We start from the raw sequence: 24591 nt of genomic DNA on the forward strand, positions 1-24591 counted from the left end.
ATCACTCCGCAAGGAACGCTTCTCCTCTTCCGTGGATCGCCGTTGCCTTGCTGGCCGCCTCCGCACTGCTGATGTGGTGGCCGGCGCTGCAGACGCCGTTCTGGGGCGACGACTACGTTTTCCTCCACGCCGCGCACGCGACTAACGCCGCCGGCGCGCCCTGGTGGTCGGATTTCTGGCCGTCGTCGCCGCCGCGGTTCTGGCGCCCTCTTTCGCAGGAAGGCTACTGGCGCTGGGTCGACGCAGCGCTGGGCGGCAGCGCGCATGCGGCGCACATCGTCAGCCTGGTCCTGCATGTGTTGGCCACGCTCGGTGTGGCCCTGTTCGCCTTCCGCCTGGCGCGCGCGTGCCGCTGGCCGCATGCCGGCCGCATCGCCGCCTTCGCCGGTGCCGTGTATGGCGCGCTGACCCTGCACCTGTTGCCGGTGCATTGGGCAGCAGCGGCCAACAACGCGATGCTGACGCTGTTCACCACGCTGCTGCTTGCGGCCTGGGTCATCGCGCGCGCCGACGCCACCCTCCGGCTGCGCCCGCTCCTGCTGGCCTCGTTGCCGGTGTGGCTGGCGCTGGCGCTGCTGAGCAAGGAATCCGCCGCGCTGACGCCTGCGTTGATGCTCGTGGTCGCCGCATTCGTCGTCGTACGTCGGCTCGACCGCGGCGAACTCGTCGCCTGGCTGGCCTGCGTGGCCGTCGTCGCGATCTGGCTGTCGTTGCGCTCGCGTTTCACCGCCAACACCGACGCGTCCTACGACCTGAGCCTGGGCAGCAACGTGCTGCGCAACGCGGCCTCGTTCGTGGCGTGGCTGCTGAACGTCCCGCGCGAGGCGATGCGCATGGCGGTCGCGGGCGAACGCATGCAGGGCCTGGCCTGGATCGCCGCCACCGCGCTGCCGATGCTGGCCGCGTGGGCGATCGCCGGCTGGCGCGGGCGCACGTTGCTGACGCCGCTGCAGTGGTGGTGTGTCGCGGCCTTCGCCGGGCTCGCGTATGCGCCGTACTTCCTGTTCGCCTGGAACAGCTACGAGTACTACGCCGCCATCGCCGTGATCCTGCCGGTGATCGTGCTGGCGCGCTGCGTGGCCGCCGATGGCGTCGCGCTGGTGGTCGCCGTCCTGATCGCCGTGTCGTCGTGGATCGCCGTGGAAGGCACGCGGCGGCTGGATCATCCCGGCCTCATCGGCCGTACGCACTGGGCGGAGGCGACCCTGCAGGCGCTGGAACGGCAACCGGTCGCCGCCCCCCTGCATGTCGGCGTGGCGGACGAGCAGCGCTTCTACGCCATCGGCCAGATGGGCCTGGCATGGCGGCTCGGCCTGCCGCCCGAGCAGATCCGCGTGGCCCGGGAATGCCCTTCCTCGGACACATGCCTGGTCATCGATGCCGACGGGCGCTGGCGCTGGCGAAACGCCGCCAGGTGATGCGTTTGCTGCGGATCAAGCGGAAAGCGCGGCCGGACGGCGCCTGAGCACCACGCGCGTGCGCGGCCAGCGATCGTGCCACCCGCGCGGATCTTCGTCGTCGGCGAACAGGATCGAAAACGCTTCGAACGGCACCACGCGGCTCAGGCTGCGCAACAACGCCTGGTTGAAACTGATCCTGCGGCCGCTTTCGTCGACGACGCGCGTACGCGTCAGCAGCTTGCCGATCGTCGTCCCTGTCGTGCTTTCCATCAGTGTGTAGTACACGATCATCACCGCGGCGCCGATCAGCTGGTCCTGCCACCAGGTCATTCGTTCCGCCCAGTCCAGCACCTCGTCGCCACCCACGATGCCCGCGACGATCATGGCCAGGAAGATGATGCCGACCACGATGATCCGGTCGATCATCCAGTGCACGAAGCGCCGGAGCTTGGTGGCCGGCATCAGCACCACCGTTTCGCCGGCACGGTCGTCGACTACACTGCGGGGACTCTCGTAGGGATTGTCCCCGTCCGCCGGATTCATCCCTGCACCTTCGTATTCAACGAATACGTTCCGTAAACCAGCGCCTCGCCCAGCACGTGTCCCTGCATCGCGCACTCGACGTCACCGGCGGTGAAGCGCGCCGGCACGTCGAGCGAAGCAACATCGAGCGCGAACAGGCGGAAGAAATACCGGTGCGTGCGCAGGTCGTTGAACGGCGGATACGGGCCGTCGTAGCCGTAGTAGTCGCCGCCCATCTGCGCGTCACCGGCGAACCAGCCGGTGTAGTCGTTCAGGCCCTGTCGCGCGCCGGCCGGTCCGGCAGGCTGCTGCTTGCCGCGAGCGGTCACGCCATCGCTGCAGCTACCCGCCGCGATGTCGCGCACGTCGGGCGCGATGTCGACCATCGCCCAGTGGATGAAGTGCGCGCGCGGCTGCTCGACCGGGATCTGCACATCCTCGCGACCGACGGTCTCGGGCACGGTCGGCGCGTCCGGATCGATGCACAGCAGGGCGAAGGACTTCGTACCTTCCGGCACGCCCTCCCACGCGAGGTGCGGGTTGCGGTTGGCGGCGAACCCGTCTGGCTGACCCATCGCGAACGCGGCCGGGATGGATGTGGTGTTCTCGAAACTGTCGCTCCAGAGACGCATGCGTGGCTCCTGCTCGTGGGGGGAATCAGGTTTCCGGGTAACCCAGCCGCACCGCCACCGGCGTCAGCGCGGCGAACGGCCCGGCCAGTACTTCGGCGTAATGACGCCAATGGCCGGCCGGGAAGCGACGTGCACCCGAAGACGGTGGAACCGGCAGCTGCACCTCGAGCGCCGCTCCCAGGGCGGCGGACACGGCGCCCGCGTCGTCCTTGATGTCGTCCATCCGGATCAGCCGATGCGCATACAGATCTTCTTCGTGGAGATCGGCCATCTGATCGAACAGGCCGGCCAACCACGCTGCACCATGCTGGAGGTCATCCAGCGCGAGCGGTGCGGGCGCACCGAAAGCCAGCCAGTCCAGGAAGGCGTCACGGGGATCGCGCACGGCAAGCAGCAGGCACCCCTGTGGCAGCTGCGGGCGCAATGCCGTGAGGAATGCGTTGTCCCACAGCAGCAGCCAGTCGATCACCCGTCCGTCCTGCACGCCGCGGGCAGGCAGCGCGTCCCGCCATCCACGCAGGAAGGCGTCGGCCGACAGCTCGCCGGTCGACAGCGCCTCCGCAGTGCGGTAGTTCTGGAATCCATCGTTCGGCGGCTGCGGCAGGTAACGGTCTCCGCGAAACTCGTCGGTGATGTAGCCCAGCACACCGGCCAGCGATTCGACGACGGTGCCCGGGGGGCCCCATACCAGGAAGGGACGCACGGCCGGGCCATCCGGCTGCACGGCACGTGGCGGCCATGCGACCGGAGCCTCGGTCCGCGACCAGAGCGGCAGGCGCGACGGCGCCATCGCGTGCGCCAGCGCGGTCCAGCCTGCCACCGCTTCAGCGTAATGGCCCGCGCGGTCGCACACGAACGCCTGCCAACTGCGCAGGCTGTGCTGCTGATCGGGATCGTCCGCCTTGGAGGCCAATTCACCGGCCCGCGCGATCGCTGCCGCCGGATCCCGCTGCAGCAGGCCTTCCACCAGACGCTGTTCTCCGCTGGCACGTCCCGGCTCGAGTTCGATGATGCGACGGGCGACGTCCTCGGCCGCGTCATGGTCCCCACTCGCATCCAGCACCGACATCTGCGCCTCCAGTGCGGGCGCATGCTGCGGCATCGCCGAGATCCAGCGCTCGACCACGGTGCGCGCTTCCGCACTGCCCACGGTTTCGAACAGCAGGCGTGCGAGCCACAGATCATGCACGTCCGCAGTGGTCGCCAGCGCCGCATCCAGCGTGTTGCGCGCATCGTCCTGCGCACCCAGGCGGCGCCAGGCCTCGATGATCGCCAGCACGGTCTCGCGATCGCGCGGCTGGCCGGCCAGCGCGATGCGCAGTGCTGCCAGTGCTTCGTCGTTCTGTCCCGCCGCCAGACGCAGATGGCCGATGTAACGGTGCAGTGCCGGCGCGTTATTGATGGCGACCAGCGGCGCCAGTTCATCGGCCGCGTCTGCGGGCCGGCCCTGTCGGCGGATCAGGTCGGCGATCAGGCTGCGCAGGCTGTCCGAGCCGGGCACCTTCTCGACCACGCCGCGGAAGGCTTGCTCGGCGAAGGCCCAGTGACCCAGCCCCATGTGGATGAAGCCGAGCGCGTAACGCAGCTGCACATCGTCCGGCGCCACGTTCATGGCGGCCGTCACGACCTTCAGCGCGCCATCCGCATCGCCCCGGCGCAGCATGACCATGCCATTGATGGCCGCCAGCTGCGGATGATCGGGCGCGACACGCGCGGCCAGCCGGGCGAGGCGCTCGGCGTCGTCCAGGTCGCCGCGGCCCAGAGCCAGCTGGCCCTGGATCAGGTAGGCCGTGAACTGGTTGGGATCCAGCACCGTCGCCTGGCTCAATGCCGCCTGCGCGTCCTCGTTGCGGCGGCTGCCCACCAGCACGCCGGCACGGGCCAGGTGGAGGTCGGCGTTGTCGGGCGCCAGTGCGATGGCGCGATCGATGGTGGCCAGCGCGGCCTCGGGCTGGCCGCCCTGCATCTGCGCGGTGGACAGCCAGCGCAGCGCCTGCGTGTCGTCGGGACGCCCGGCCACCAGGGCCTCGGCAGCGATCAGGGCATCGGCCACGGCGCCACGGCGCAGGGCATCCAGGATGGTGTCGTACATGGGGCTACCAGCGTTCGGTCAAACGCCGATTGTAACGGGGCTTCCCGGCTCAGGCGGCGCTGCCGGCCAGCCGCTCCGCCACCCAGCGCTCGGCGTAACCGTCGCCGGCCACGTTCTCGATGAAGGCGCAGTGGCCGCCCCACGGCGCGATCTCCAGCGTGGCCTGCGCCGGCAGCGCCCAGTCGCGGAACGTGTCGAACGGGATGACCGGATCATCCTCGGCCATCAGGATGTGCGCCGGCACGCTGAGCCCCGCCAGCCGCTCGCCGGCGATGGCGTAGCCGTCGAAGTACGCATCCAGCGTGCCGAACGCGGTGTGCCGCTGCACCAGCCAGTCGGTCAGCGCGCGGATGTCGAGCGCCAGCACCGCGTCGTCGAAATCGTGCCGCTGCGGGAACAGGTCGCGCTTGCGCTCCAGCGAACGGCGCCATTTGCGCGCGAAGTACCAGTCGTACAGCGGCAGCCCGCTCTCGATGCGGTCCATCGTGATGGCCGGGTCCAGCAGCGGGCAGACCGCGGCCACGTGCGCCAGCGCCAGTCCGGCGGCCGGCGCGCGCAGCGCCAGCCGCAGCGCGAAGTTGCCGCCCAGCGAATACCCGGCCACCCGCATCGGCACGTCGCCGGCGAAGCGCCGCGATACGTCGAGCGCGGCATGCACCACCTCGTCGAGCCGGTTGGAGTGGAACAGGTCCTCGTTGAGGTGGTGGGTGTCGCCGTGATCACGGAAGTTCAGCCGGAACACGTCGAACCCGCGCTTCAGCAACTGCGTCGCCGTCAGCCGCATGTAGCTGGAATCGGCGCTGCCTTCCCAGCCGTGCAGCAGCAGCACCAGGCCGCGCGCCGTGCGGCCGGGAATCTGGCTAAGGAAGCCCTGCAGGCGCACCCCGTCGCCACCGTCCACGATGTGCTCCAGCGTCACCGCGCCGCTGCCCGCCAACGCCCGCAGCGCCAGCCGACGGCGCAGCGCACTGGAACCCAGCACCGATTGCAGGTGCGGGTTGCGCAGCCAGCGCGGGGGTCGGAAATCGGCGGCAGTGATCATGGGGTCATCGCGGCGGCAGCGGTACGAGGGTGGCACCGGGGGATGGAGTATTCCCTCGAATACGTCGCCATGCCGTCACGCCGGCCGCTCAGGCCTCGGCCATCGCCTGGACGATGCGCTCGCGCGACAGGTCCGCGATGCGGCGGCGGCCTTCGACGTCGGCGACGCGGATCGGCTCGAGGAAGCAGATGTCGGCGGTGCGCGCGGGTTCGCCCAGCAGGCGCAGGAAGTTGGCGAAGAAGCTCTCCTTCGGCCCGAACGCCACCACCGGCTGCGCACTGCCGCGGGCGCCATAGCGCAGCGCCACCGGCTGCACCGGCACCCCGGCCTCGACCGCGGCCAGGAAGATGCGCGCATGGAACGGCCCCACCGTGTGGCCATCGCGGGTGCGGCCCTCGGGAAACACACCGACCGGCCGGCCTTCGCGCAGGCGTTGCATCATCGCCTGCAGCACGCCGCCCAGTGATTCCTGGCTGCCGCGCTGGTGGAAGATGGTGTGGCCCTGCGCCGCCAGCCAGCCGACCACCGGCCAGCCGCGGATTTCCTGCTTGGCGACGAACCCCATCATCCGCTGGCTGTGCAGCGCCTCGATGTCGATCCAGCTGACATGGTTGGCCACGAACATCGTCGGGCCCGGCAGTGGGGTGCCGACCCGGCGCAGGCGGAATCCGAAAATGCGCATCAGGCCGCTGGACCACCAGCGCACCGCCACGTCGCCCACGCTTTCGTCGCCGACCCGCACCCCGGCCAGCAGCGGCGAGAGGCAGAGCAGGACGATCGGCAGGAAGACCAGCAGGTGGACCAGCAGCAACGGCACGCGGTACGCGTAGCGGAACGCCCGCGCGACACCGCTGCCGCCAGCAACATGAACAGGGGGCGGCGTCATGCTGTCACGATAGCAGGAGTCAGGCGGCCGGCGTGAGCGAAACGCCGCGCGCGGTGGGCCACCCGCTCAGTTCCCGTTCCCTTCAGCCCTTCGATACCGGCACCACCGCCAAGGTCAGCCGCGACACGCAGACCAGTTTGCCGTCGTCGTTCTCGATGCGGATGTCCCACAACTGCGTGCTGCGGCCGACATGCAGCGCCCGCGCGGTACCGGTGACCACGCCGCCGCGCATCGCGCGCACGTGGTTGGCGTTGATCTCCAGGCCCACGACCATCTCCTTGGTCGTGTCCACGCACAGGTTGCCCGCCACGCTGCCCAGCGTTTCCGCCAGCGCCACCGACGCGCCGCCGTGCAGGATGCCGTACGGCTGCACGGTGCGCGCATCCACCGGCATCGTGCCGCGCAACCAGTCCTCTCCTGCTTCGGTCATGACGATGCCGAGGTTCGACACCAGCGTGTTGGCGGCGTGCGCGTTGACGGCGGCGAGATCGACGGGAGCACGGAAGGCCATGGCGGAGGTTCTCTGCAAAAGGGAAGCGATACGCGTGGGAAACGAGGCGGGCAGCGAGGTCGAGCGCCGACGGCTCTCTTCGGAGGCCTTACAGGATCGGCACCAGGCCGGCGCCGAACGCGGTCAGCACGCGCGTGTACAGCCACTTCGGGCCGACGTTGACCTCGGGGAAATCACCCACCGAGACATAGCAGCGATGGAACGCGGGATCCTTCGGCGTCACCGGCAGCGGGCAATCCGGGCCGGGCTGGAACTCATAGCTGGTCGCGTAGCGCCACGGCCAGATGTCGAAGATCGGCAGCGCCTCGGACACCTTGCCCAGGCTGTAGTCGAGGCCGGAGAACACCACCGGCTTGGCGCGTGGCGCGATCGTCCAGGCATTTTCTGTCGACATGTCGCGACGGATGCTGCCGGCCAGTGCCTGCGCGAACGCGGTGTCGTTGATCACCACGGCCGCTTCGGTGTTGTAGTTCTCCGACCGCGGGTCGAAGTTGTGCGTGCCGATCACCGCGATCTCGCCGTCGATCACCATCGACTTGGCATGCAGGCCCATGCGCACGCCGGCACGCTTCAGCGGCAACGGCTCCGCCGCCGCGCCACTGCTGAAGAACGAGGGTCGCGACTCGGTGCGTTGCAGGCGGCGCGTGGTTTCACCGGCGTCGGACGACCCGCCGCTGGACGGCCCGATCGAGCCCGACGGCCCCCGGATGCCACCGCTGCGGCTGCGGCTGGCGCCCGCATCACCGGGCGATGTCACCGGCGGCCCATCCTGCATCAGCGCGGCGTAATCCACCGGCGCGTCTTCCGGAAACGGCTTGTATTCGTGGATGCGGAAGCCGAACTCGCGCAGGTACCGCCGTTTGTACTTGAACGACATCGAGTACACGATCGGGTTGTCCGTGGCGGCCAGGCTGTTGGTCGACACCACCACCTGCGGCGGCGGCTGGCGTTCGCGCATCTCGCGGAACATCGTCTGCGCCTGCTTCGACATCACCAGGTACGGCGTCTGCAGCAGCACTTCCGTCCGCGCACTGCGGATGAGCGCCTCCAGTTCCGGTGCGGCGGGCGCATCGTCGTCGCGCCGTTCGCGCCGGTGCTTCTGCGGCAGGTCGGCGATGTAGCGCACGTGGCTGACCCGGTACGCCGCATCGACGAAGCGCGCCCGCATCACGTCCGGATCGCTCGCCTCGTCCTTCGCCGCCTGCACGCGCTCCGGCCGCAGGTAGCGCGGCACCGGCATCGCCGGCACGCCACCCTCCAGCAGCGTGCGGCCGACGTCGTTCAGCCGTTCGGCCGGCACGCTGCGGCGCGCATTCCAGAACGCATCGAAGTTCGTCGCCATCGCGCCGGCCTCGGGCCCCGCGACCAGCACATCGCGGTCGCGGAAGTTGTACTCCGCATCCCAGTCGAAATAGTCGTCCTGGTAGTTGCGCCCGCCGCTGATGCCGATGCGGTCGTCCACCAGCAACAGCTTGGTGTGCATGCGCTGGTTGAAACGGCGGAAACAGCACAGCACGCTGCCCGCATAATCCAGGTAGTTGAGCTTGGCCTTGCCGAAGCTGGGGTTGTAGATGCGGATGGCGAAGTTCTCGTGCGAACCGGACAGCGCAGCCAGGATCTCCAGGTCGGCGATCGCGGACAGCTGGTCGATCAGCACGCGCACCTTCACGCCGCGCCGCGCCGCGGCCAGCAGTTCATCCAGCACCAGCCGCGCGCTGTCGTCCTTGTCGAAGATGTAGGTCTGCAGGTCGATGCGCGCGCGCGCGCTGCGGATCAGGTTCAGCCGCGCAAGCAACGCATCGGAACCCTTGTCCAGCATCACCGCGTAATGGCGGGGCGACACGGCGGTGGATTCCGCGCGCGCCTGCGCCGCCAGGTCGTACAGCGGCGACGGCAGTGCGCAGGCATCGGCCTGCGTGCACTCGACCACCGTCGAGCGCGCGGCGAGGGCGATGCCGGCGGCGCGGTCGTGCTGGCGATCGGACAGGCTGGCGCAGGCGGTGCCCAGCAGCGCAGCGCAGAGCACCACGCAACGCGCGGCAAGCGAGGAAAAACCGGGGTTCACGGGGTCTTTGCGCTCCGGATGCGTGCGCGCAACACGAATACCACGCGGTCGCTGACCGCCAGCATCCAGTCGTCCATGTCGTAATCGCTGCGGCGCACCGCACCGGTGGCCACCACGTCGCAGTCCACCGCAGGGCGGGAACACGTCGCCGCCGCCACCTCGAGGCTGCGCGGCCGGCTGATGCCCTTGATGCTCAGCTCGCCCTCCAGCGTACCGCCGTCGTAGAGCAGCATCGGGTCGTAGGGTCTGGAGGTGAAGGTGACCACCGGATAGTGGTCGGCGTCGAAGAACTTCTCGCTGCGCGCCCAGTCGCCGTAGCGCTGGTGGTCGATGATCTCCACCTCGCGCGTGTACATGCGCAGGCGCACCTGCTGGCGACCATCCGGCAGGTGCTCGACCGAGCCTTCATAGCGCGGGAACAGGCCATCCAGCACCTGGCCCCAGCGCGTGCGCAACTCGAAGCCCAGCCGTGTGTGCGCAGGATCGAAATCGTTGCGCCCTTGCGCCCATGCGGGTGCGGCGCACAGCAGGGCCAGGCACAGCATGGCCAGCCAGACGGCCAGCGGCAGATCGGACTTCATGGCCACCAGAAAGCGGACAGGTGCGCCACGCCCGGCTCGATCGCCGCATCCACCGGCAGCGTCAGTACCACCACGCCACCCGGCGGCATGCCGCGGTACTCGCTGGTCACGCCGGAATACATCAGGGCGGCCAGCTGCTCGAGGCCCGGGTTGTGCCCGACCAGCAGCAGGCGCTCGGCCTCGCGGTGCTGGTCGGCCAGATCGGCCAGGGTGCCGGGCGTGGCCTCGTAGATGCGCTCTTCCAGCCGCTGTTCCACATAGCCGATCGTGGCCAGCACCGCCTCCAGCGTCTCGCGCGTGCGCCGCGCCGGCGAACACAGCACGCGGTCCGGCACCAGGCCCTGCTCCTTCAGCCAGCGCGCGACGGCCTCGGCCTCGGCCAGGCCCTGCGGCGACAGGGGGCGATCCAGGTCGGACTGGCCGGCAGTGGCCGGTTCGGCATGGGCATGGCGCAGCAGGATCAGTTCACGCATGGGACAACGACTCCTTCAGTTTGGCCTTCAGGCCTTCTTGATCCATTTCAACAACGGTTCCCAGTCGGCCTGGTGCTCGCGCACCTGGGCCGAGCGGTAATCGAACAGGCTGCGGCCCAGGCCGGCCATCACCACGTAGGCCTGGGTGTCGCGCAGCTGGGTAATGACCGGGTACGGCCAGGTCTTCAGCATGTCCACCGCCTGCTGCGACGCATTCGTCCACGGCTTGCTGCGGTTGACCACCAGCCCGACCGGCAGCTTGCGCTTGTGTACGCGCGGCACCTTGGCCATGGTGTTGAGGAAGCCGACCGTCGCCTCGATGTCCAGCGCCGACGGCAACACTGGCACCACCACGGCGTCGGCCTGCTCGAGGAAGCTTTCCAGATCGTCCGCCATCGCGCCGGCCGGGGCATCGATCACCACGCGCTCGGCATCTTCAGGCAACCAGGCCTTCCAGGCGCGCTTGCCGCTGGCGTCGATCGGCAGCACCGCGGTTTCCAGTTCCGCCCGGCGCTCGGCCCAGCGGGTGGAGGAATGCTGGGGATCCACGTCCACCAGCACGGTGCGCTTGCCATCCAGTGCGAAGTACGCGGCCAGATTGGTCGCCAGGGTGGTCTTGCCCGCGCCGCCCTTGGAGCTGGCGACCAGAATCGTCTTCATGCGCGCACCTCGTTGCTGGAGAACCCGGAGGGTACACCGCGACAAGTGAAGCGGGAACCGGCGTGTCCGGCCCCCGCGACCCGCTGTCGCGGGCCTTCCGGCTCCCCGTTCCGTACGGCGCTTGCTATCGTGCCGGTCCCCACGGACCGGATGCCCCATGAACGAGCTGCAGGACCTGACCGCGCTGATCCGCGCCAACACCCCGCTGATCGTCATCGAGACCCAGGACGAGGCCCGCGTGGTGGAACTGTTCCGGCAGGCGCTGGGCCAGGTGTGGCGGGCGCTGTTCCGCTGGAGCATCACCGAAGGGCTGCGCCGGCTGGACATGGACCGCGAGGACGAGGCCGTGGGCCCGCCCGACGCCAGCGCCGCCCTGCAGGCCATCAAGCAGGCCGACCAGCGCGGCATCTACCTGCTGCTCGATTTCCACCCTTACCTGGGTTACGCCAGCAGCCAGCGCCAGCTGCGCGACATCATGCAGCGCCGCCACAGCCTGCCGCACGTGGTGGTGCTGGTCGGCGCCAAGATCGAGCTGCCGGCCGAACTCGAAGCCCTGGCCGTGCGCTTCAATCCGCGCCTGCCCGACGGCCCGGCGCTGCTGAAGATGGTGCGCGAGGAAGCCGAGCACTACGCCCGCGAGCACGGCGGCCGCCGTGTGGAAGCCGATGGCGAGGCGGTCAAGCAGATCGTGCGCAACCTGCAGGGCCTGAGCCTGGTCGACGCGCGCCGCATCGCCCGCCAGCTGATCTTCGCCGATGGTGCGCTGACCGCCAGCGACCTGCCCGCGCTGAACAAGCTGAAGTTCGAGCTGCTCAACCGCAGCGGCCACCTGCATTACGAGTACGACACCGCCCGGTTCGCCGACGTCGCCGGTGCCACCCGCCTGAAGCGCTGGATCGAACAGCGCCGCGCGGTGTTCGTCTCCGGCAATCCGCCGCCCGGCCTGGACCTGCCCAAGGGCGTGCTGCTGCTCGGCGTGCAGGGCTGCGGCAAGTCGATGCTGGCCAAGGCCACTGCCGGCGGCTTCGGCGTGCCGCTGCTGCGCCTGGATTTCGGCACGCTGTACGACAAGTACCACGGCGAGACCGAGAAGAACCTGCGCGCCGCACTCGCCTCGGCCGAACAGCTGGCGCCGTGCGTGCTGTGGATCGACGAAATCGAGAAGGGCCTCGCCAGCGGCGGCGACGAGGATGGCGGCGTCTCGCGCCGCGTGCTCGGCTACCTGCTGACGTGGATGGCGGAACGCAAGGCCGGTGCCGGCAGTGGACAGGTGTTCCTGGTTGCCACCGCCAACCAGGTGCAGGACCTGCCGCCGGAGCTGCTGCGCAAGGGCCGCTTCGACGAGATCTTCTTCGTCGACCTGCCCTCGCCGGAGGCGCGCGTCGAGGTGCTGCGCGTGCACCTGGCGCGGCGCGAGCTGGATCCGGAAGGCTTCAACCTGCCGGCGCTGGCCGCCGCGGCGAACGGCTTCTCCGGTGCCGAACTCGAGCAGGCCATCGTTTCCGCGATGTACGCCGCGCATGCCGAGCAGAAGCCGCTCGACACCGACCTGGTCATGCACGAGATCCGCGGCACCCGCCCGCTGTCCGTGCTGATGGCCGAACAGGTGCAGGCGCTGCGCGAGTGGGCGCGGGAGCGGACGGTGCCGGCCGATTGACGGGTCTACCTCAGCCCGCCAGGTAGGCGACGGCGTAGATGATCGAGATCGGTATCGATGCCAGGATGAAGAGCTGGAACCGGTAGTACAGGTGTTGCAGCTTTTGCTCGTCTGCAGGGAGAGCCTGCAGCGCGCGCGAGTGCTTGAACCTGATCAGGTTCAGGACAAGCTGATAAGGCGGCGCAAGCGATCGAAACTGATCAATCTCGGGATGGCGCGCATGCTCCCGCGCTATCGCGCGCTTCAGCCCACTGATCCACAGGTAGTTGTGGAGGTAGGCGACGAGCATCAGCGTGACCAGGACGTACCCGATCACGGTGATGGCGCTCCATCGCGGCGAAGGGTTGGCGTGCCCTCGGGGGCCGAGCACAGGTGCGTCCATCGTCTGGCCAAGTGCCGCGTGACATACCAGGCCAGCAGCACCTCCACGAGCACCAGCACGATCCAGCCGTAATCACCGGCCACGCCGGTGACCTGCCCAAGCCCGGTACCGTAGGCAGCACCTGCCTGTTCAAGCTGCGGCACGATGAAGATGCGCAGCACCGCCATCGGGACAAACAGGACAAGCGCGAGAAACGTCGAGACACCGTAGACCAGCGCGGCGGCGGTGGCCACGAACAGGAACGGCCGTGGCAGTCGTGGCTTGCGGCGCAACGCATGCACCGCCGGCCACCACACGGGCATCAACGTCACCAGGAAATAGGCGACGGCGACCGCCGCCAGCATCGCGGTGAGTTCTGCGCCGAAGACATCGATGAAACCCATGGGCACCTGCGTGCAAGTCGTGTTCGGGGAGGTGGGAGCGATGATCGCCGCGAAGACTACGCCTGCTTGTTCTTCTCATCCCACGCCATCGGTTCCCACAACTCCACCTTGTTGCCTTCCGGATCCATGATCCAGGCGAACTTGCCATTCTCGTGCGACTCGGGGCCTTTCACGATCTCCACGTCGGCAGCACGCAGTTGGGCGAGCAGCGCATCGAGATCGTCCACGCGGTAATTGATCATGAAAGCGCTGTCGCTGGGACTGAACCATTGGCTGTCCTTCTCCGCCACCGTCCACACCGTCAGGCCCTGGTCGCTGGCGGTGTCGTCCGGCCAGCGCAGCACGGCACCGCCCCACGTCTCCAGCGGCAGCCCCAGGTGCGTGTGGTACCACGCTGCCAGCGCCCCGCTGTCGTGGCGGCTCTTGAAGAACACCCCGCCGATTCCCGTCACCTTCGCCATCGCCCGCCCCTCGAGGTTGATCATCGAACATCGTCAGCGCGACCGGCCCAGCGTCGCTCTGCACGAATGAAAGCGTAGTCCACCATCACTGGCAACACACGGGGCCTCCATCCTCCGCAGCTCCATGCGGGCCAGTTTCATCTCCTACCGGAGCGGCTCGCCCTTGATCCAACACACCGCAATGAGGAGCGACGCGACCACCCACGTAGTGACGATGAAAGGAACTGGATGACCGGCGGGCGGAAAGACGAAGAAGTTGGCAAACAAAAGTACCGCTGCCATGCCGTAGGCCATCCATCCTTGCCACATCAGGGGCAGGCCCCATCCCCACCCATGGGTCTTCGCACGGAACCAGTAGCGCTTTGACGGCATGTGACGTCCTGTATCACCCGCTGGGAATCTTGTCATGGCCGCATTGCCGGGAGTGTGTCGGGGTTGCTCATTCCGCAGGCGCCCGGGGTGCTGTGGAAGAAATGGATGCGCCACGCGCCCTGTTCCCTGCGAAGCACGTCATGTGCCAATCGTGCAGGAACTCCTGGTTCTGCGATAGCCGATCAAGCTCCGCCCCGGAATCCGCCACGGCCCTGCGGTACAGATCCTCGGAACACAGGCGCCAGTAGCGACCCTGTTTATCGTTTATCAGCAGATTGCCGAAATCGTTGTCCCCGACAATCTGATCCGGCTCGAGGCCAGTCCAGTCCCACGCACTCTCGACTACCGCAACTAGCTCCATATGCATCCAATGCCTGGGTTGATTCGAGCCACAAAGCGATGTCGGCTCGAATGAATCGTTAACTGTCGCCGTCAGCGACGGTAACAGTCACTTCAAGGTCCCCAGACGAGACAACGATAGGCTTGTCCACGAATGTGGTAACGACACTTTTAAGTGATGCTTGAGATGTATCCACCTCTACGGACACGTCTAAGCCATCCGTCTCGGACGGGATGATTATCACCGCCAGGCGAAATCGGTTGTCTCCGGCGACAGAGACCTCCGCTGGTGCATTTGGCTTGACGCGAATGCGGGGCGCAGCAACCGATTGCCCGTTCTGCTTGATGCTTGCTGAAACCTCATAGACATTCGGTGAGGCAATCACTGAGCCAGAGATTGGAAGTAGAGTGGCGAGAAGTGCAGTGCATAGCTTGAACATCGACGTACCCTCCATGATGGCCAACGCCCGAGTCAGGCCGCGCAGCTCCGTGGAAGCAACCACATGGCAAGCTCTTCATGCAGTGCCTGCTTCCATCGCAAAGCAGCGGCGGCCAACGGACTGCTAACGCTCAGCCCTTTTGACTGAGCCATATGTTCTTACATACGTACACGATGGCGCTTTAGCGCCCTGTACGAACTCCGTTCGCTCCAGGATGCCGAGAGTGGATTCTTCAAAAAGTCCCTTTGGCTTTGAATCTGTCACGGTTGGGCTCATCGCCTTTCCGGAGCCGTCAAGGCTGTAGCTGATAACGACATATGCGCTGATTTCTCGGCCCCTGGCACGCTTCGGCCAGTCTTGAGCCGTAACGCGCGGTTCTGAGGCAATGTGCTCTTGGCACGTCGCTTGCACAGGGACTTCGATGACGGGGCCCGCAGCAAGCGCGTGATCTGCTGCGAAGAACAAAAGGAGCAGGATGGAATTCTTCAACTTACGACTCCCCATAATGAGCGCTAACGCCTGAGTTGGCCGGGCCGTGAAGCGGGTTCGACTTCGATGAATTGTTGGACGGCCATCCAAGGATGGCGTCTGGTGACGATCGCGGATACAAGGCCAGCCGCGAATCCTGGAGCAGTGCCTGGTTGAAGTGCCGTCATAAGCAAACCTGGCTGTACGAGCCAGATGGCTGACGCGAGTGCAGCGCCGATGATGCCACGTGTGATAGCAAGCGTAATGAATCCGACGTACTTATCAAGGAGGCAATCACAGAGAACTGTAGAGAGTGCAGGAAGCTAGCCGAACAGATAACCCATTGGGCAAGATGGACGCCGTGCCTGGAGAATCTGATTCCGACTCAAAGGCATGCGGAAGTGGGTGTTTGTGGGGCCGGAGTGCTGCAGGGATCAACCTCCGTCGTCTTCGTCCCCGGAATCGCGTCGCGACACGCGTCGCTCCATCCACGCCAGCACCGACAGCACGGCGAGCGTCAGCAGCGTGGCGAGCAGGGCCAGCCAGCCGTGACCGAAGCCGACCGCCACGCCGATCACCGCGACCATCAGCAGCGAGGCAGCGGTGGTGATGCCGGAAACCACGCGGCCACGGTGCGCGATCATGGTGCCGGCCCCGATGAAGGCGACGCCGGCGATCACCGCTTCGACCAGCCGGAAGGGATCGATCTGTACACGGCCGCCATGGTCGTGCTGCGGCTCCGCGAGCATCATTTCACCCATGCCCGTGAGCATCGCGGCCGCGCCGGCCACCAGCGTATGCGTGCGGAAGCCGGCCGGCCGGTCCTTCATCTCGCGCTCCAGACCGACCATGCCGCCCAGCAGCATCGCGAACGCGATGCGCGCGACCACCGATACCTGCGCTTCCCATCCGTCGAACATGGCAGACCCTCCTGCGTCGATGCTTCCATCGGGAAGGTCAAGGCGGCGCGAAGACGGTCAGCCCTCGACGATCTCCACCGCCGTCCCGCTCACCCGCACGCCGTCGCGCACGTCGGCCGGAACCGCCACCTCCAACAGGCCGGGGCGGCCGATGTCGTGACCCTGATGGAGGGTGAAGGCGCGGCTCGCGGGCAACTGGTCGCGGTCCGCGAGGTACGCACCCAGTGCCGCGGCCGCCGCGCCGGTCGCGGGATCTTCCACCACACCACCGGGCGGGAACGGATTGCGCGCGTGCAGGGTCTGCGCATCTTCGCGCCAGACCAGGTTGACCGTGGTCCAGCCGCGCGCCTTCATCAGCGCAGCGAGCGCATCGAAGTCGTAGTGCAGGTCGGCGAGGCGTGCGCGCGTGGCGGCGGCGATGATCGGATGCCACGCGCCGGCGTAGGACAATCCGGGCGGCAGGGCGGGATCGAGTTCGTCGTGCTGCCAGCCCAGCGTCGCGAGCAATGCGTCGAGATCGGCCGCATCGATCGGCGCGGTGCGCGGCGGCACGCTGGTCAGCGTGGCGGCGAAGCCGGCATCGACCGTCACCGGCACGCGTCCCGCCTGCGTGTGCAGCACGACATCGCCGGGACCGTGCGCACGCGCCTGCGCGACCATGGCCGCGATGGTGGCGTGCCCGCAGAAGCTCACTTCGGCCAGCGGGCTGAAGTAGCGCACGTCGAGATCGCCGTCCGCGCGCGGCGACAGGAACGCCGTTTCCGAGTAGCCCACCTCGGCGGCGATGCGCTGCATGGCGTCGTCGCCCAGGCCTCGCGCATCCAGCACCACGCCGGCGGGATTACCGCCGTCAGGATCGGTAGTGAACGCGCTGTAGCGCAGGATCGTCGGTGTCATGGCGTTTCTCCCGCGATGGCCGCGGGCGGATCAAGGCGCACCACCAGGTAGCGCAGGAAGAACTGGGTCAGCGGACCCACGCCGAACGCGAACAGCACGGTGCCGACCCCGGCGACGCCACCGAGCAGCACGCCGATGACCAGCACGGTGACTTCGATCAGCGTGCGGATGCTGCGGATCGACCAGCCGGTGCGGCGCGCGAGTCCCGTCATCAGCCCGTCGCGCGGACCCGGCCCCAGCTGCGCGCCGATGTACATCGCGGTGGCGACGGCGCACAGGACCACGCCGGCCACCAGGTAGGCACAGCGCAACGGCAGGCCTTGCGGTGTGTCGAGCAGGGCGAGGTTGAGATCGGCGAACGGACCCAGCAGCAGCGTGTTGGCGACGGTGCCCAATCCCGGCATCTGCCGTAGCGGAATCCACGCCAGCAGCACGCCCACCGCGGTCAGCACCATCACCATGCCGAACGACAGCGGCAGGTGGTGCGAGACACCCAGGTGGAAGACATCCCATGGCGACGCACCGACCGCGCCTTCGATCATCAGCGCGATGGCCAGGCCGTACAGCCACAGGCCGACGAGGAGGCGCAGCAGGCGTTCCGGCAGGCGGCCGGCTTTCAGCTGTGCGAGGGGACCGAGGTTGGCGAGTCCAGCGGGAGCGATGGGCGGTTTCATGGGGCCAACATCCTCCGGATTGGCCCTTTCCACTAGAGCCAATCGTGACATAGTGGCCCCATGGAACGTGCATTGGCCCCTGACCGTCTCGCCACGCTGGTCGGCGACTTCCCCCGCACGCCGGCCTACCGCGGCCTGCGCCAGGCCCTGCAGGAACTGATCGGCGACGGCCGGATTCCGCTCGGCATCCGCCTGCCCAGCGAGCGCGCCGTCACCCAGGCACTGGGCGTGTCGCGCAACACCGTCACCCGCGCATACGCGGACCTCGTCGCCGCCGGCTTCGCCACTGCGCGGCAAGGTGCGGGCACGTATGCCGCCGCGCCGGTCGACCGCCGCCGCGCACACGACCACGCGCTGCACGCGGTCGGCAAGGCGCATGCGATGGACGGTGTGATCGACCTCAACTGCGCCGCCGGTGGTGCCACGCCGGGCGTCGCCGCCGCCTATGCGCGTGCGATGACCGCCCTGCCCGCCTACCTGGCCAGCGACGGCTACCTGCCGTCGGGGCTGCCGGCGCTGCGCGGACTGGTCGCCGCGGACTACGTACGCCGCGGCCTGCCCACCGCACCGGAACAGATCGTCATCACCTCGGGCGCGCTGTCGGCCATCGCCATCGTCGCGCGCGCACTGTCGCGTCCGGGTGATCGCGTGATGATCGAGTCGCCGGTGTACTCGAATGCGATCGAAGCGCTGCGCCTCGGCGGCGCGCGACTGGTCAGCGCGCCGATGGCCGATCCGCTCGGCGACGACGGCTGGGACGTGGCCGCCATCGAAGCGACGCTGCGGCAAACCGCACCACGCCTGGCCTACCTGATTCCCGATTTCCAGAATCCCACCGGGTTCCTGATGCATGACGCGCAGCGCGCCCGCTACGCCGCGGCCCTGCACGCGACGCGCACCACCGCGATCGTCGACGAAACGCTGCAGTCGACCTGCCTGTCGGACGCGCCGATGCCCGCACCGTTCGCCACGCACTCGCCCGGCGCGTATACCGTCGGCGGCGCATCCAAGCTGTGCTGGGGTGGCCTGCGCGTGGGCTGGATCCGCGCGCCGCGCGACGCCGTCGATCGCATCATCGCCGCGCGCGTGCAGATGGACCTGGGCAGCTCGCTGTTCGACCAGCTGGTGGTCGCGGAAATGCTCGGTACCGACAGTTTCCTCGCGGTGCGCCGCGACCAGCTGAGGCAGCGGCGCGACGCGCTGGCGCTGGCGCTGCGCGAACACCTCCCGGACTGGCGCTTCCGCCTGCCCGATGGCGGCCTGACGCTGTGGGTACGCATGCCGCATGGCAGCGCCACGCAACTGGCCGCCGACATGGAACGGCAGGGTATCTACCTGGCACCCGGCCCGGTCTTCAGCGTCGAAGGCGGGTCCGACAGTTGGCTGCGGATTCCGTACGCCAAGCCGGAAGAGCAGCTGGTGCAGGCCGTGCGGGCGATGGCGGCGACATGGTCTGCGCGCCCGCAGGACGCGGGCGTGCAGCAGCGGCGTACGAAGCGGCTGATCGCCTGACGGCGACCCGTCAGCGCGTCGCGGCCGGGCTTCCGGTGAGTGCCGCGCGGTACTGCGGATTGTCCGGTTGCCAGCCCGCGGGCGGCAGGGTGGCGATGCCGTTGGCTTCCAGCTGGCGCCGCATGGCGGCGAGCTCGCCATCGCGCAGGAACACGTCGATGTAGTCCTCCGGCATGCGCCGCGTATCCGCGGGACGCTGATACAGCTGCATGGTGCGTTCGTAGACCCAGGCGAAACGGCGCAGGCGCTCGCGAGCGGCATCGCGCTCGGCATCGGTGTCGGCCCATTCCACCAGGCGTGGCAGCGCGATGGCGGGGAACAACAGCGTCGACGTGTCATCCGCCAGCAGCGTGTGGATCCGCTTGCAGGCGGACAGGGTGTCGGCCGGCAATTGACCGACCTGCGCACGGCATCGCTGCGTGAGGGGATGCAGGGTCGGAATCGCGGTGGCCGCATGCATCGCCATCACCACAACATCGGGCATGTCGTGGGGCGTGGCCGCGCGCCCCAGCATGAAGTCCTCGCCGATCGCCGCCGCCAATGCAGGATCGAGCGGCGGCATCGGGACCTGTCGCAGCATCTCGGCCATCAGCAGACCCGTCTCGTTGGCACGGGAACGGTATCGCGTCGCGCTGGTCGCGGCCTGCCAGTACCGCTCGGCCGACACGGTGTCGTTGCGCTGGACGGCATCGGAGTAATGGGTGAGCAACGGCTCGGCGTTGCCGGGGTCGGCCACCGCCAAGCGCTCCAGCAGCACCTCCCGGTCGCAACCTGCGTCCGTCTTCGCACAGGCGTTCAGCAGCGCCCAGTCCACCAGCGGATCGTCGCCGCGACTGGCCGCGTAGGCGGCCTGGACCCATCCGCGCGCCAATCGCCAAGAGGCCGCTTCCGGCCGCCCCGCTTCGTCGTACTGCATCGGCCACAGCCAGCCGGCCACCAGCAGGTCGCGCGGCGTGCCGCGCGCCGCAATGGACCGCAGATGCGTCTCGACATTCGCACGCCATACGTCATGCCAGGCCTTGCTGGCCGCCGCGAGTTGCGGATCGGACTCGACCCGGCCCGGCACTTCCGGTGGCGGACCTTCCTGCGCGAGTGCCGGCAATGGCACGGACACGGATGCCATCAACACCAGCCACAGACCCACCTTGCCCGGCTTGCGCATTGCCCACTCCTGTCGGGAAACGAGGTCGCACGCTCGCACGAAGCCGCCGCGCGCGCCAACGTCGGCGCCGCTCACCCCAACCGCTGCACCACCCACGCCCACATCGGCAGCGTGACCAGCGACAGCAGGATGCCGTAGCCGACCAGCGCGGCGGCCAGGCGCGGCGCGAGCTGGTGCGAGATCGCCAGCGCGGCGGCGGTGATCATCGTCGGCATGGCCGACTCCAGCACGTTCGCCTGCAGCATCTCGCCGCGCATGCCGAACGCCAGCGACAGCGGCACGGCGAGCGCGGGCATCACCAGCAGGCGCAGCAGCAGGCCGACCGCGAGCGGCTTCAGTTCGTCGCGCGGCAGTTTCAGCTGCAGGGTCAGGCCCACCGCCAGCATCACCAGCGGCAACATCGCGTCGGCGAGTTTCTGCAGGGCAGAGGCGATCCACGCCGGCGGCTGTTCCGGCATCAGCGTCAGGCCGAACAGCAGCGCCCACACCGGCGGGAACTTGAGGATACGCAGGACGATCTCGCGCGCCGTGGGCGGCGCGTCGCCGCCGTAGCGCGCCAGCACGTACAAACCGAACGTCGACAGCAGAATGAAGGTTCCGAACTGGTCGTAGACCACGGCGTACGGCAGCGCGTGCTCGCCCAGCAGCGCGCGCACCATCGGATAGCCGATGAAGCTGCTGTTGCACAGCGCCACGCACAGCAGCAGCACAGCATGCTCGTCGCGGCGGAACTTGAACATGCGCGTCGCCAGCGCGACCAGCGCGACCGTGGCCACGGTCAGCAGCCACGGCGTGACCACCACGCCCATCAACGAGGTGTCCAGGCGCAGGCGGGGCACGTAGGTGAGCATCGCCGCGGGCAGGCAGACGTAGAGCACGACGCGGTTGATGACGTCGCCCGCGTTGTCGGGGAAGGCGCGCAGGCGGGCGAACGCCATGCCGAGCGCCAGCATGGCCAGGATCAGGGCGAAGGCATCGAATGCCATGGTGCAGCGGGATACGACGTGGGGACCGCAGGATCGCATACCCGGCCATGCGATGCGCTTGGGCTTTCGTCGGTCGCGCGTTCCATCGCGATGGCGGATCGCGTCGTGGCGTAGGGCTTATCATGGCCGCATGACGAACCCCGCCTTCCCCGCGGCCTCCGGCCCCATCACCCTCGAGGGCCCCGACGGCGCGCTCGAGGCCCACATCGACTGGCCGGAAGACGGCGAGCCGGTGGCGCCGGTCACCGCGGTGGTCTGCCACCCGCTGCCCACCGAGGGCGGCACGATGCACAACAAGGTCGTGGTCATGGCCGCGCGCAGCCTGCGCGAACTCGGCGCAGTGACGGTGCGCTTCAACTTCCGCGGCACCGGCGCATCGGACGGCCTGTTCGATCATGGCGACGGCGAGGCCGACGACCTGCGCGCGGTGGTGCAGTGGGTACGTGAACAGCGTCCCGGCACGCAGCTGTGGCTGGCCGGCTTCAGCTTCGGTGCGTATGTGTCGCTGCGCGCCAGCGCCGACCTGCAACCTGACGCACTGGTCTCGATCGCACCGCCCGCCGGTCGCTGGGACTTCGCCGCGATCACGCCGCCGACGTGTCCCTGGCTGGTGATCCAGGGCGAGCAGGACGAGATCGTCGATCCGCAGGCGGTGTACGACTGGATCGATACGCTGAAGCAGCCGCCGGAACTGATCCGCATGCCGGAGACCAGCCACTTCTTCCACCGCAAGCTGATGGACCTGCGCGGCGCCATCAAGCACGCGATGAAAGGCTACGTGCCGGCGTGATGGCGGACGACGCACGGACCACGGCGCCCACGCCGTCGCAGGTGTACGCGCGCGGCGCGGCGCAGGGCCAATGGCAGGACGACCCGGCGCAGCATCCCGCGCTGGCGCAGCTGGACCGCATCCACACCGCGCTGCTGGCGGAACCGGCGTCGTCGGGTCTGTTCGGGCGTTTGTTCAACAAGGCACCGGAGACGGTGCAGGGCCTGTACTACTGGGGCGACGTCGGGCGCGGCAAGACCTTCCTGGTCGACCTGTTCTACGACAGCCTGCCGCTGCCGACGTATTCCGTATCGCAGAACAAGGCGCATGGCGAAGGCGGCGGCAAGTACCGCACGCACTTCCACCGTTTCATGCGCGGCGTGCACGAGCGGTTGCGCGAGCATGCCGGCGAGAGCGATCCGCTGGCGAAGATCGTGCGCGAGGCACGCGGCAAGCTGCGCGTGCTGGTGCTGGACGAGTTCTTCGTCACCGACATCGGCGATGCGATGCTGCTGGCGCGGCTGCTGGAACGCATGTTCGCCGAAGGCATCACGCTGGTGACCACGTCGAACACGGCACCCGAGAACCTGTACAAGGATGGCCTGCAGCGCGCGGGCTTCCTGCCGGCCATCGACCTGCTGCAACAGCACTGCGTCGTGCTGCGCTCGGACGGGCAGGAAGACTACCGCCTGCGTGCGCTGACGCGTTCGCCCGTCTATCGCACGCCGCTGGATGGCGAATCCGATGGCTGGCTGGCCTCGCGCTGGCGCGAGCTGACCGGTGGCGAAGAAGCGCAGGCCGGCAACATCGAGATCGACAGCCGCAAGATCCCGGTGCGCGGCCGCGGCAAGAGCATCGCGTGGTTCGATTTCGCCGCGCTGTGCGAAGGCCCGCGCGGCACGGCGGACTACATCGAGGTCGCGCACGAATTCAACACCGTGCTGCTGGGCGGCATCCCGACCTTCGACCGCATGAACGAGGACGCGGCGCGCCGCTTCGTCAACCTGATCGACGAGCTGTACGACCGCCACGTCAACCTGGTCTGCACGTCCGCCGCCGCGCCGACCGCGCTGTACTCCGGCACCCGGCTGCAGGGCGCATTCGAACGCACGGCCTCGCGCCTGATCGAGATGCAGAGCGCCGAATACCTGGCCACGCCGCACAAGGCCTGAGCGCATGGACACCGTGCGCGACGTACGCGGCAAGCCGCTGGTCGCGCGGTGAGCCTGCCCCCTCTCCCCCGACACGGGGTAGAGGATTGGCGTGAGGGGGAAGCGCAATGCAGCCGCATGTCCAGCGTCAAAGACGTTTTCCTACCATCGGCACGCGAGCCACACCACTCCGCTCGCCCCTCACCCGCCGTCGGTACCCTCTCTCCGCACGCGGGGCAAGGGAAGTCTGGAGCCCGCCAGCCGATCTCATGCCTTGAGATCGCCTCGCATCAGCCTCTCACCCCGGATAACCCCGTCCGGCCGCTGGCTGGACTGACATTCCGCCCAAGGTCGGGTGATATCGAACTCAAAGGAACATGTCCGTGTGTGGATTTTGCATCGAAGATATCTACTTCAATGGTCAATCCTCCGGCTCGTTCTTTGCTGAAAGATGCATCGGTTTAATGGAGACGGCAGACTGGCATATCTACTACTCTGAGCTTAGTGATCCAAGCGAGATCGAGATGCTGATCGCCTTGGGACGCGAGTTGGACGGGTACATCCACTGGACTCGCAATCAGGCCATCAGCCATCAGATTCCGCCCCCAACATGGCAAGCGCTCGTAAAGCCACTGGCGGAAACCGTTCCCGACGCCGCCTTCCTGCCTATGCTCGGCGACTTCAACATGGTCCCTTTCGACCTCTCCAGACATCAGGCTGCCGCGGATGCATTTCTGGCGGAGGTCGCGAATCGTTACTTCGTCATCGAGAACGATCACCACAGGCTCGAAGGAGACTGGTCGCCGTGGATTCCCCAGGAAGAGCCCGCCCGTTTGTTCTGGGCGTATATCTGTGTGGTAATCAGCGGAGCGGGAGGGCATGGTAAGCGATGGCTATACGAACTGGCGTTCGCGGCCACAAAACGCACACCCTCGTTTCTTGGAATGGAGCTATGGGTCCAACGACGCGCCGCGACGCTGCTCGTGATGTCGGACGGCCCCGGGGTTTTCCATCCGAGAGCGCCGGTTCGCTCGGCATTGGTCCAGTGCGCACACGCGGCAGTCGCTCGCAAGCTGGATGAGCTTGAGAGGACCTTGACTGAGCTACAGAATGTCGAACAGACCGACTCATAGGCAGTATTTTTGGAGAGCACC

At 68.0% G+C, this 24591-nt stretch carries 27 protein-coding genes; 6 read left to right on the forward strand and 21 right to left on the reverse strand.

Annotated elements, in window-relative coordinates; translation table 11 throughout:
- The first annotated feature begins 47 nt into the window (after nt 1-47).
- Nucleotides 48-1418 carry a hypothetical protein gene (locus tag AX730_RS15855; RefSeq protein ID WP_062358155.1) on the forward strand — a complete coding sequence of 457 codons (1371 nt, stop codon included), beginning with the start codon at nt 48-50 and terminating at the stop codon, nt 1416-1418.
- A 15-nt stretch (nt 1419-1433) separates the two neighbouring features.
- Here AX730_RS15855 and AX730_RS15860 read toward each other — a convergent pair whose 3' ends face one another.
- The 10 genes from AX730_RS15860 to AX730_RS15905 all read right to left on the reverse strand — a co-directional run bounded on the left by AX730_RS15860 (nt 1434) and on the right by AX730_RS15905 (nt 10864).
- A complete protein-coding gene (locus tag AX730_RS15860) occupies nt 1434-1943 on the reverse strand; it encodes an RDD family protein (protein ID WP_062358157.1) in 510 nt (169 codons plus the stop codon).
- Nucleotides 1940-2554, reverse strand: a complete 615-nt coding sequence (locus AX730_RS15865; protein ID WP_062358158.1) for a YbhB/YbcL family Raf kinase inhibitor-like protein — start codon at nt 2552-2554, stop codon at nt 1940-1942. Before AX730_RS15865 ends, AX730_RS15860 begins: the two co-directional genes overlap by 4 nt.
- Before the next feature lie 25 nt (nt 2555-2579).
- The gene (locus tag AX730_RS15870) at nt 2580-4646 is read right to left on the reverse strand and encodes a tetratricopeptide repeat protein (RefSeq protein WP_062358160.1); all 2067 of its coding nucleotides are present in this window, start codon (nt 4644-4646) and stop codon (nt 2580-2582) included.
- A gap of 49 nt (nt 4647-4695) precedes the next feature.
- The gene (locus AX730_RS15875; RefSeq protein WP_062358284.1) at nt 4696-5685 is read right to left on the reverse strand and encodes a YheT family hydrolase; all 990 of its coding nucleotides are present in this window, start codon (nt 5683-5685) and stop codon (nt 4696-4698) included.
- Between the two features lie 91 nt (nt 5686-5776).
- The gene (locus AX730_RS15880; protein ID WP_062358161.1) at nt 5777-6574 is read right to left on the reverse strand and encodes a lysophospholipid acyltransferase family protein; all 798 of its coding nucleotides are present in this window, start codon (nt 6572-6574) and stop codon (nt 5777-5779) included.
- 82 nt (nt 6575-6656) lie between these two features.
- Nucleotides 6657-7085 (reverse strand): hotdog fold thioesterase, encoded by a 429-nt coding sequence (locus AX730_RS15885; protein ID WP_062358163.1) that lies wholly within the window; start codon nt 7083-7085, stop codon nt 6657-6659.
- Nucleotides 7086-7173: 88 nt separating this feature from the next.
- Nucleotides 7174-9150, reverse strand: coding sequence for a phospholipase D family protein (locus AX730_RS15890; RefSeq protein WP_232310284.1), 1977 nt, complete (start codon nt 9148-9150; stop codon nt 7174-7176).
- Nucleotides 9147-9731, reverse strand: a complete 585-nt coding sequence (locus tag AX730_RS15895) for a YceI family protein (RefSeq protein WP_062358286.1) — start codon at nt 9729-9731, stop codon at nt 9147-9149. Before AX730_RS15895 ends, AX730_RS15890 begins: the two co-directional genes overlap by 4 nt.
- On the reverse strand, nt 9728-10204 hold the full coding sequence (locus tag AX730_RS15900; RefSeq protein ID WP_062358164.1) for a SixA phosphatase family protein: 477 nt from the start codon (nt 10202-10204) through the stop codon (nt 9728-9730). Before AX730_RS15900 ends, AX730_RS15895 begins: the two co-directional genes overlap by 4 nt.
- 27 nt (nt 10205-10231) lie before the next feature.
- Complete coding sequence (locus AX730_RS15905; RefSeq protein ID WP_062358166.1) at nt 10232-10864, reverse strand: ParA family protein; 633 nt, start codon at nt 10862-10864, stop codon at nt 10232-10234.
- A 157-nt stretch (nt 10865-11021) separates the two neighbouring features.
- Here AX730_RS15905 and AX730_RS15910 point away from each other — a divergent pair, with 157 nt between their 5' ends.
- Nucleotides 11022-12521 carry an AAA family ATPase gene (locus tag AX730_RS15910; protein ID WP_062358168.1) on the forward strand — a complete coding sequence of 500 codons (1500 nt, stop codon included), beginning with the start codon at nt 11022-11024 and terminating at the stop codon, nt 12519-12521.
- A gap of 10 nt (nt 12522-12531) precedes the next feature.
- Here AX730_RS15910 and AX730_RS15915 read toward each other — a convergent pair whose 3' ends face one another.
- From AX730_RS15915 to yczE, 9 genes are all read right to left on the reverse strand, one after another.
- Nucleotides 12532-12837, reverse strand: coding sequence for a hypothetical protein (locus tag AX730_RS15915; protein WP_062358169.1), 306 nt, complete (start codon nt 12835-12837; stop codon nt 12532-12534).
- On the reverse strand, nt 12834-13286 hold the full coding sequence (locus tag AX730_RS15920; protein ID WP_062358171.1) for a hypothetical protein: 453 nt from the start codon (nt 13284-13286) through the stop codon (nt 12834-12836). Before AX730_RS15920 ends, AX730_RS15915 begins: the two co-directional genes overlap by 4 nt.
- A 56-nt stretch (nt 13287-13342) precedes the next feature.
- On the reverse strand, nt 13343-13771 hold the full coding sequence (locus AX730_RS15925) for a VOC family protein (RefSeq protein ID WP_310162909.1): 429 nt from the start codon (nt 13769-13771) through the stop codon (nt 13343-13345).
- A 120-nt stretch (nt 13772-13891) separates the two neighbouring features.
- On the reverse strand, nt 13892-14119 hold the full coding sequence (locus AX730_RS15930; protein WP_062358174.1) for a hypothetical protein: 228 nt from the start codon (nt 14117-14119) through the stop codon (nt 13892-13894).
- A 419-nt stretch (nt 14120-14538) separates the two neighbouring features.
- Nucleotides 14539-14898, reverse strand: a complete 360-nt coding sequence (locus tag AX730_RS18970; protein WP_157074300.1) for a hypothetical protein — start codon at nt 14896-14898, stop codon at nt 14539-14541.
- 123 nt (nt 14899-15021) lie between these two features.
- Nucleotides 15022-15402, reverse strand: coding sequence for an energy transducer TonB (locus tag AX730_RS19585; RefSeq protein ID WP_083537989.1), 381 nt, complete (start codon nt 15400-15402; stop codon nt 15022-15024).
- Between the two features lie 398 nt (nt 15403-15800).
- The gene (locus AX730_RS15940; protein ID WP_062358178.1) at nt 15801-16286 is read right to left on the reverse strand and encodes an MgtC/SapB family protein; all 486 of its coding nucleotides are present in this window, start codon (nt 16284-16286) and stop codon (nt 15801-15803) included.
- 57 nt (nt 16287-16343) lie between these two features.
- Entirely contained in the window at nt 16344-17183 is an 840-nt protein-coding gene (locus AX730_RS15945; protein ID WP_062358180.1) for a PhzF family phenazine biosynthesis protein, read from the reverse strand.
- Nucleotides 17180-17857, reverse strand: a complete 678-nt coding sequence (gene yczE, locus AX730_RS18975) for a membrane protein YczE (protein WP_062358181.1) — start codon at nt 17855-17857, stop codon at nt 17180-17182. Before yczE ends, AX730_RS15945 begins: the two co-directional genes overlap by 4 nt.
- A gap of 72 nt (nt 17858-17929) precedes the next feature.
- On the opposite strand from yczE, the gene yczR reads away from it, so the two are divergent.
- Nucleotides 17930-19369 (forward strand): MocR-like transcription factor YczR, encoded by a 1440-nt coding sequence (gene yczR, locus AX730_RS15955; protein WP_198147222.1) that lies wholly within the window; start codon nt 17930-17932, stop codon nt 19367-19369.
- A gap of 10 nt (nt 19370-19379) precedes the next feature.
- Here the strand turns inward: yczR and AX730_RS15960 are convergent, their stop codons facing one another.
- Both AX730_RS15960 and AX730_RS15965 read right to left on the reverse strand, forming a co-directional pair.
- Nucleotides 19380-20531 carry a hypothetical protein gene (locus AX730_RS15960; RefSeq protein WP_062358185.1) on the reverse strand — a complete coding sequence of 384 codons (1152 nt, stop codon included), beginning with the start codon at nt 20529-20531 and terminating at the stop codon, nt 19380-19382.
- 71 nt (nt 20532-20602) lie between these two features.
- Complete coding sequence (locus tag AX730_RS15965) at nt 20603-21517, reverse strand: AEC family transporter (RefSeq protein WP_062358186.1); 915 nt, start codon at nt 21515-21517, stop codon at nt 20603-20605.
- A 130-nt stretch (nt 21518-21647) separates the two neighbouring features.
- Between AX730_RS15965 and AX730_RS15970 the strand changes: the two genes are divergently transcribed.
- From AX730_RS15970 to AX730_RS15980, 3 genes are all read left to right on the forward strand, one after another.
- Nucleotides 21648-22307, forward strand: coding sequence for an alpha/beta hydrolase (locus tag AX730_RS15970; RefSeq protein ID WP_062358188.1), 660 nt, complete (start codon nt 21648-21650; stop codon nt 22305-22307).
- Nucleotides 22307-23458: a cell division protein ZapE gene (gene zapE / locus AX730_RS15975; RefSeq protein ID WP_062358190.1), complete on the forward strand. Its 1152-nt coding sequence runs from the start codon at nt 22307-22309 to the stop codon at nt 23456-23458. Before AX730_RS15970 ends, zapE begins: the two co-directional genes overlap by 1 nt.
- Before the next feature lie 362 nt (nt 23459-23820).
- Complete coding sequence (locus tag AX730_RS15980; protein WP_198147223.1) at nt 23821-24570, forward strand: hypothetical protein; 750 nt, start codon at nt 23821-23823, stop codon at nt 24568-24570.
- Nucleotides 24571-24591 lie beyond the last annotated feature (21 nt).

This window comes from Pseudoxanthomonas mexicana, from assembly GCF_001556105.1.
GTDB lineage: Bacteria > Pseudomonadota > Gammaproteobacteria > Xanthomonadales > Xanthomonadaceae > Pseudoxanthomonas_A > Pseudoxanthomonas_A mexicana_A.

Coding starts and splice junctions, on each gene's coding strand:
- AX730_RS15860 (WP_062358157.1), bottom strand. CDS start 1,943: ATGAATCCGGCGGACGGGGACAATCCCTACGAGAGTCCCCGCAGTGTA.
- AX730_RS15865 (WP_062358158.1), bottom strand. CDS start 2,554: ATGCGTCTCTGGAGCGACAGTTTCGAGAACACCACATCCATCCCGGCC.
- AX730_RS15870 (WP_062358160.1), bottom strand. CDS start 4,646: ATGTACGACACCATCCTGGATGCCCTGCGCCGTGGCGCCGTGGCCGAT.
- AX730_RS15880 (WP_062358161.1), bottom strand. CDS start 6,574: ATGACGCCGCCCCCTGTTCATGTTGCTGGCGGCAGCGGTGTCGCGCGG.
- AX730_RS15885 (WP_062358163.1), bottom strand. CDS start 7,085: ATGGCCTTCCGTGCTCCCGTCGATCTCGCCGCCGTCAACGCGCACGCC.
- AX730_RS15895 (WP_062358286.1), bottom strand. CDS start 9,731: ATGAAGTCCGATCTGCCGCTGGCCGTCTGGCTGGCCATGCTGTGCCTG.
- AX730_RS15900 (WP_062358164.1), bottom strand. CDS start 10,204: ATGCGTGAACTGATCCTGCTGCGCCATGCCCATGCCGAACCGGCCACT.
- AX730_RS15905 (WP_062358166.1), bottom strand. CDS start 10,864: ATGAAGACGATTCTGGTCGCCAGCTCCAAGGGCGGCGCGGGCAAGACC.
- AX730_RS15910 (WP_062358168.1), top strand. CDS start 11,022: ATGAACGAGCTGCAGGACCTGACCGCGCTGATCCGCGCCAACACCCCG.
- AX730_RS15920 (WP_062358171.1), bottom strand. CDS start 13,286: ATGGGTTTCATCGATGTCTTCGGCGCAGAACTCACCGCGATGCTGGCG.
- AX730_RS15925 (WP_310162909.1), bottom strand. CDS start 13,771: ATGATCAACCTCGAGGGGCGGGCGATGGCGAAGGTGACGGGAATCGGC.
- AX730_RS15930 (WP_062358174.1), bottom strand. CDS start 14,119: ATGCCGTCAAAGCGCTACTGGTTCCGTGCGAAGACCCATGGGTGGGGA.
- AX730_RS18970 (WP_157074300.1), bottom strand. CDS start 14,898: ATGTTCAAGCTATGCACTGCACTTCTCGCCACTCTACTTCCAATCTCT.
- AX730_RS19585 (WP_083537989.1), bottom strand. CDS start 15,402: ATGGGGAGTCGTAAGTTGAAGAATTCCATCCTGCTCCTTTTGTTCTTC.
- AX730_RS15940 (WP_062358178.1), bottom strand. CDS start 16,286: ATGTTCGACGGATGGGAAGCGCAGGTATCGGTGGTCGCGCGCATCGCG.
- AX730_RS15945 (WP_062358180.1), bottom strand. CDS start 17,183: ATGACACCGACGATCCTGCGCTACAGCGCGTTCACTACCGATCCTGAC.
- yczE (WP_062358181.1), bottom strand. CDS start 17,857: ATGAAACCGCCCATCGCTCCCGCTGGACTCGCCAACCTCGGTCCCCTC.
- AX730_RS15960 (WP_062358185.1), bottom strand. CDS start 20,531: ATGCGCAAGCCGGGCAAGGTGGGTCTGTGGCTGGTGTTGATGGCATCC.
- AX730_RS15965 (WP_062358186.1), bottom strand. CDS start 21,517: ATGGCATTCGATGCCTTCGCCCTGATCCTGGCCATGCTGGCGCTCGGC.
- AX730_RS15970 (WP_062358188.1), top strand. CDS start 21,648: ATGACGAACCCCGCCTTCCCCGCGGCCTCCGGCCCCATCACCCTCGAG.
- zapE (WP_062358190.1), top strand. CDS start 22,307: ATGGCGGACGACGCACGGACCACGGCGCCCACGCCGTCGCAGGTGTAC.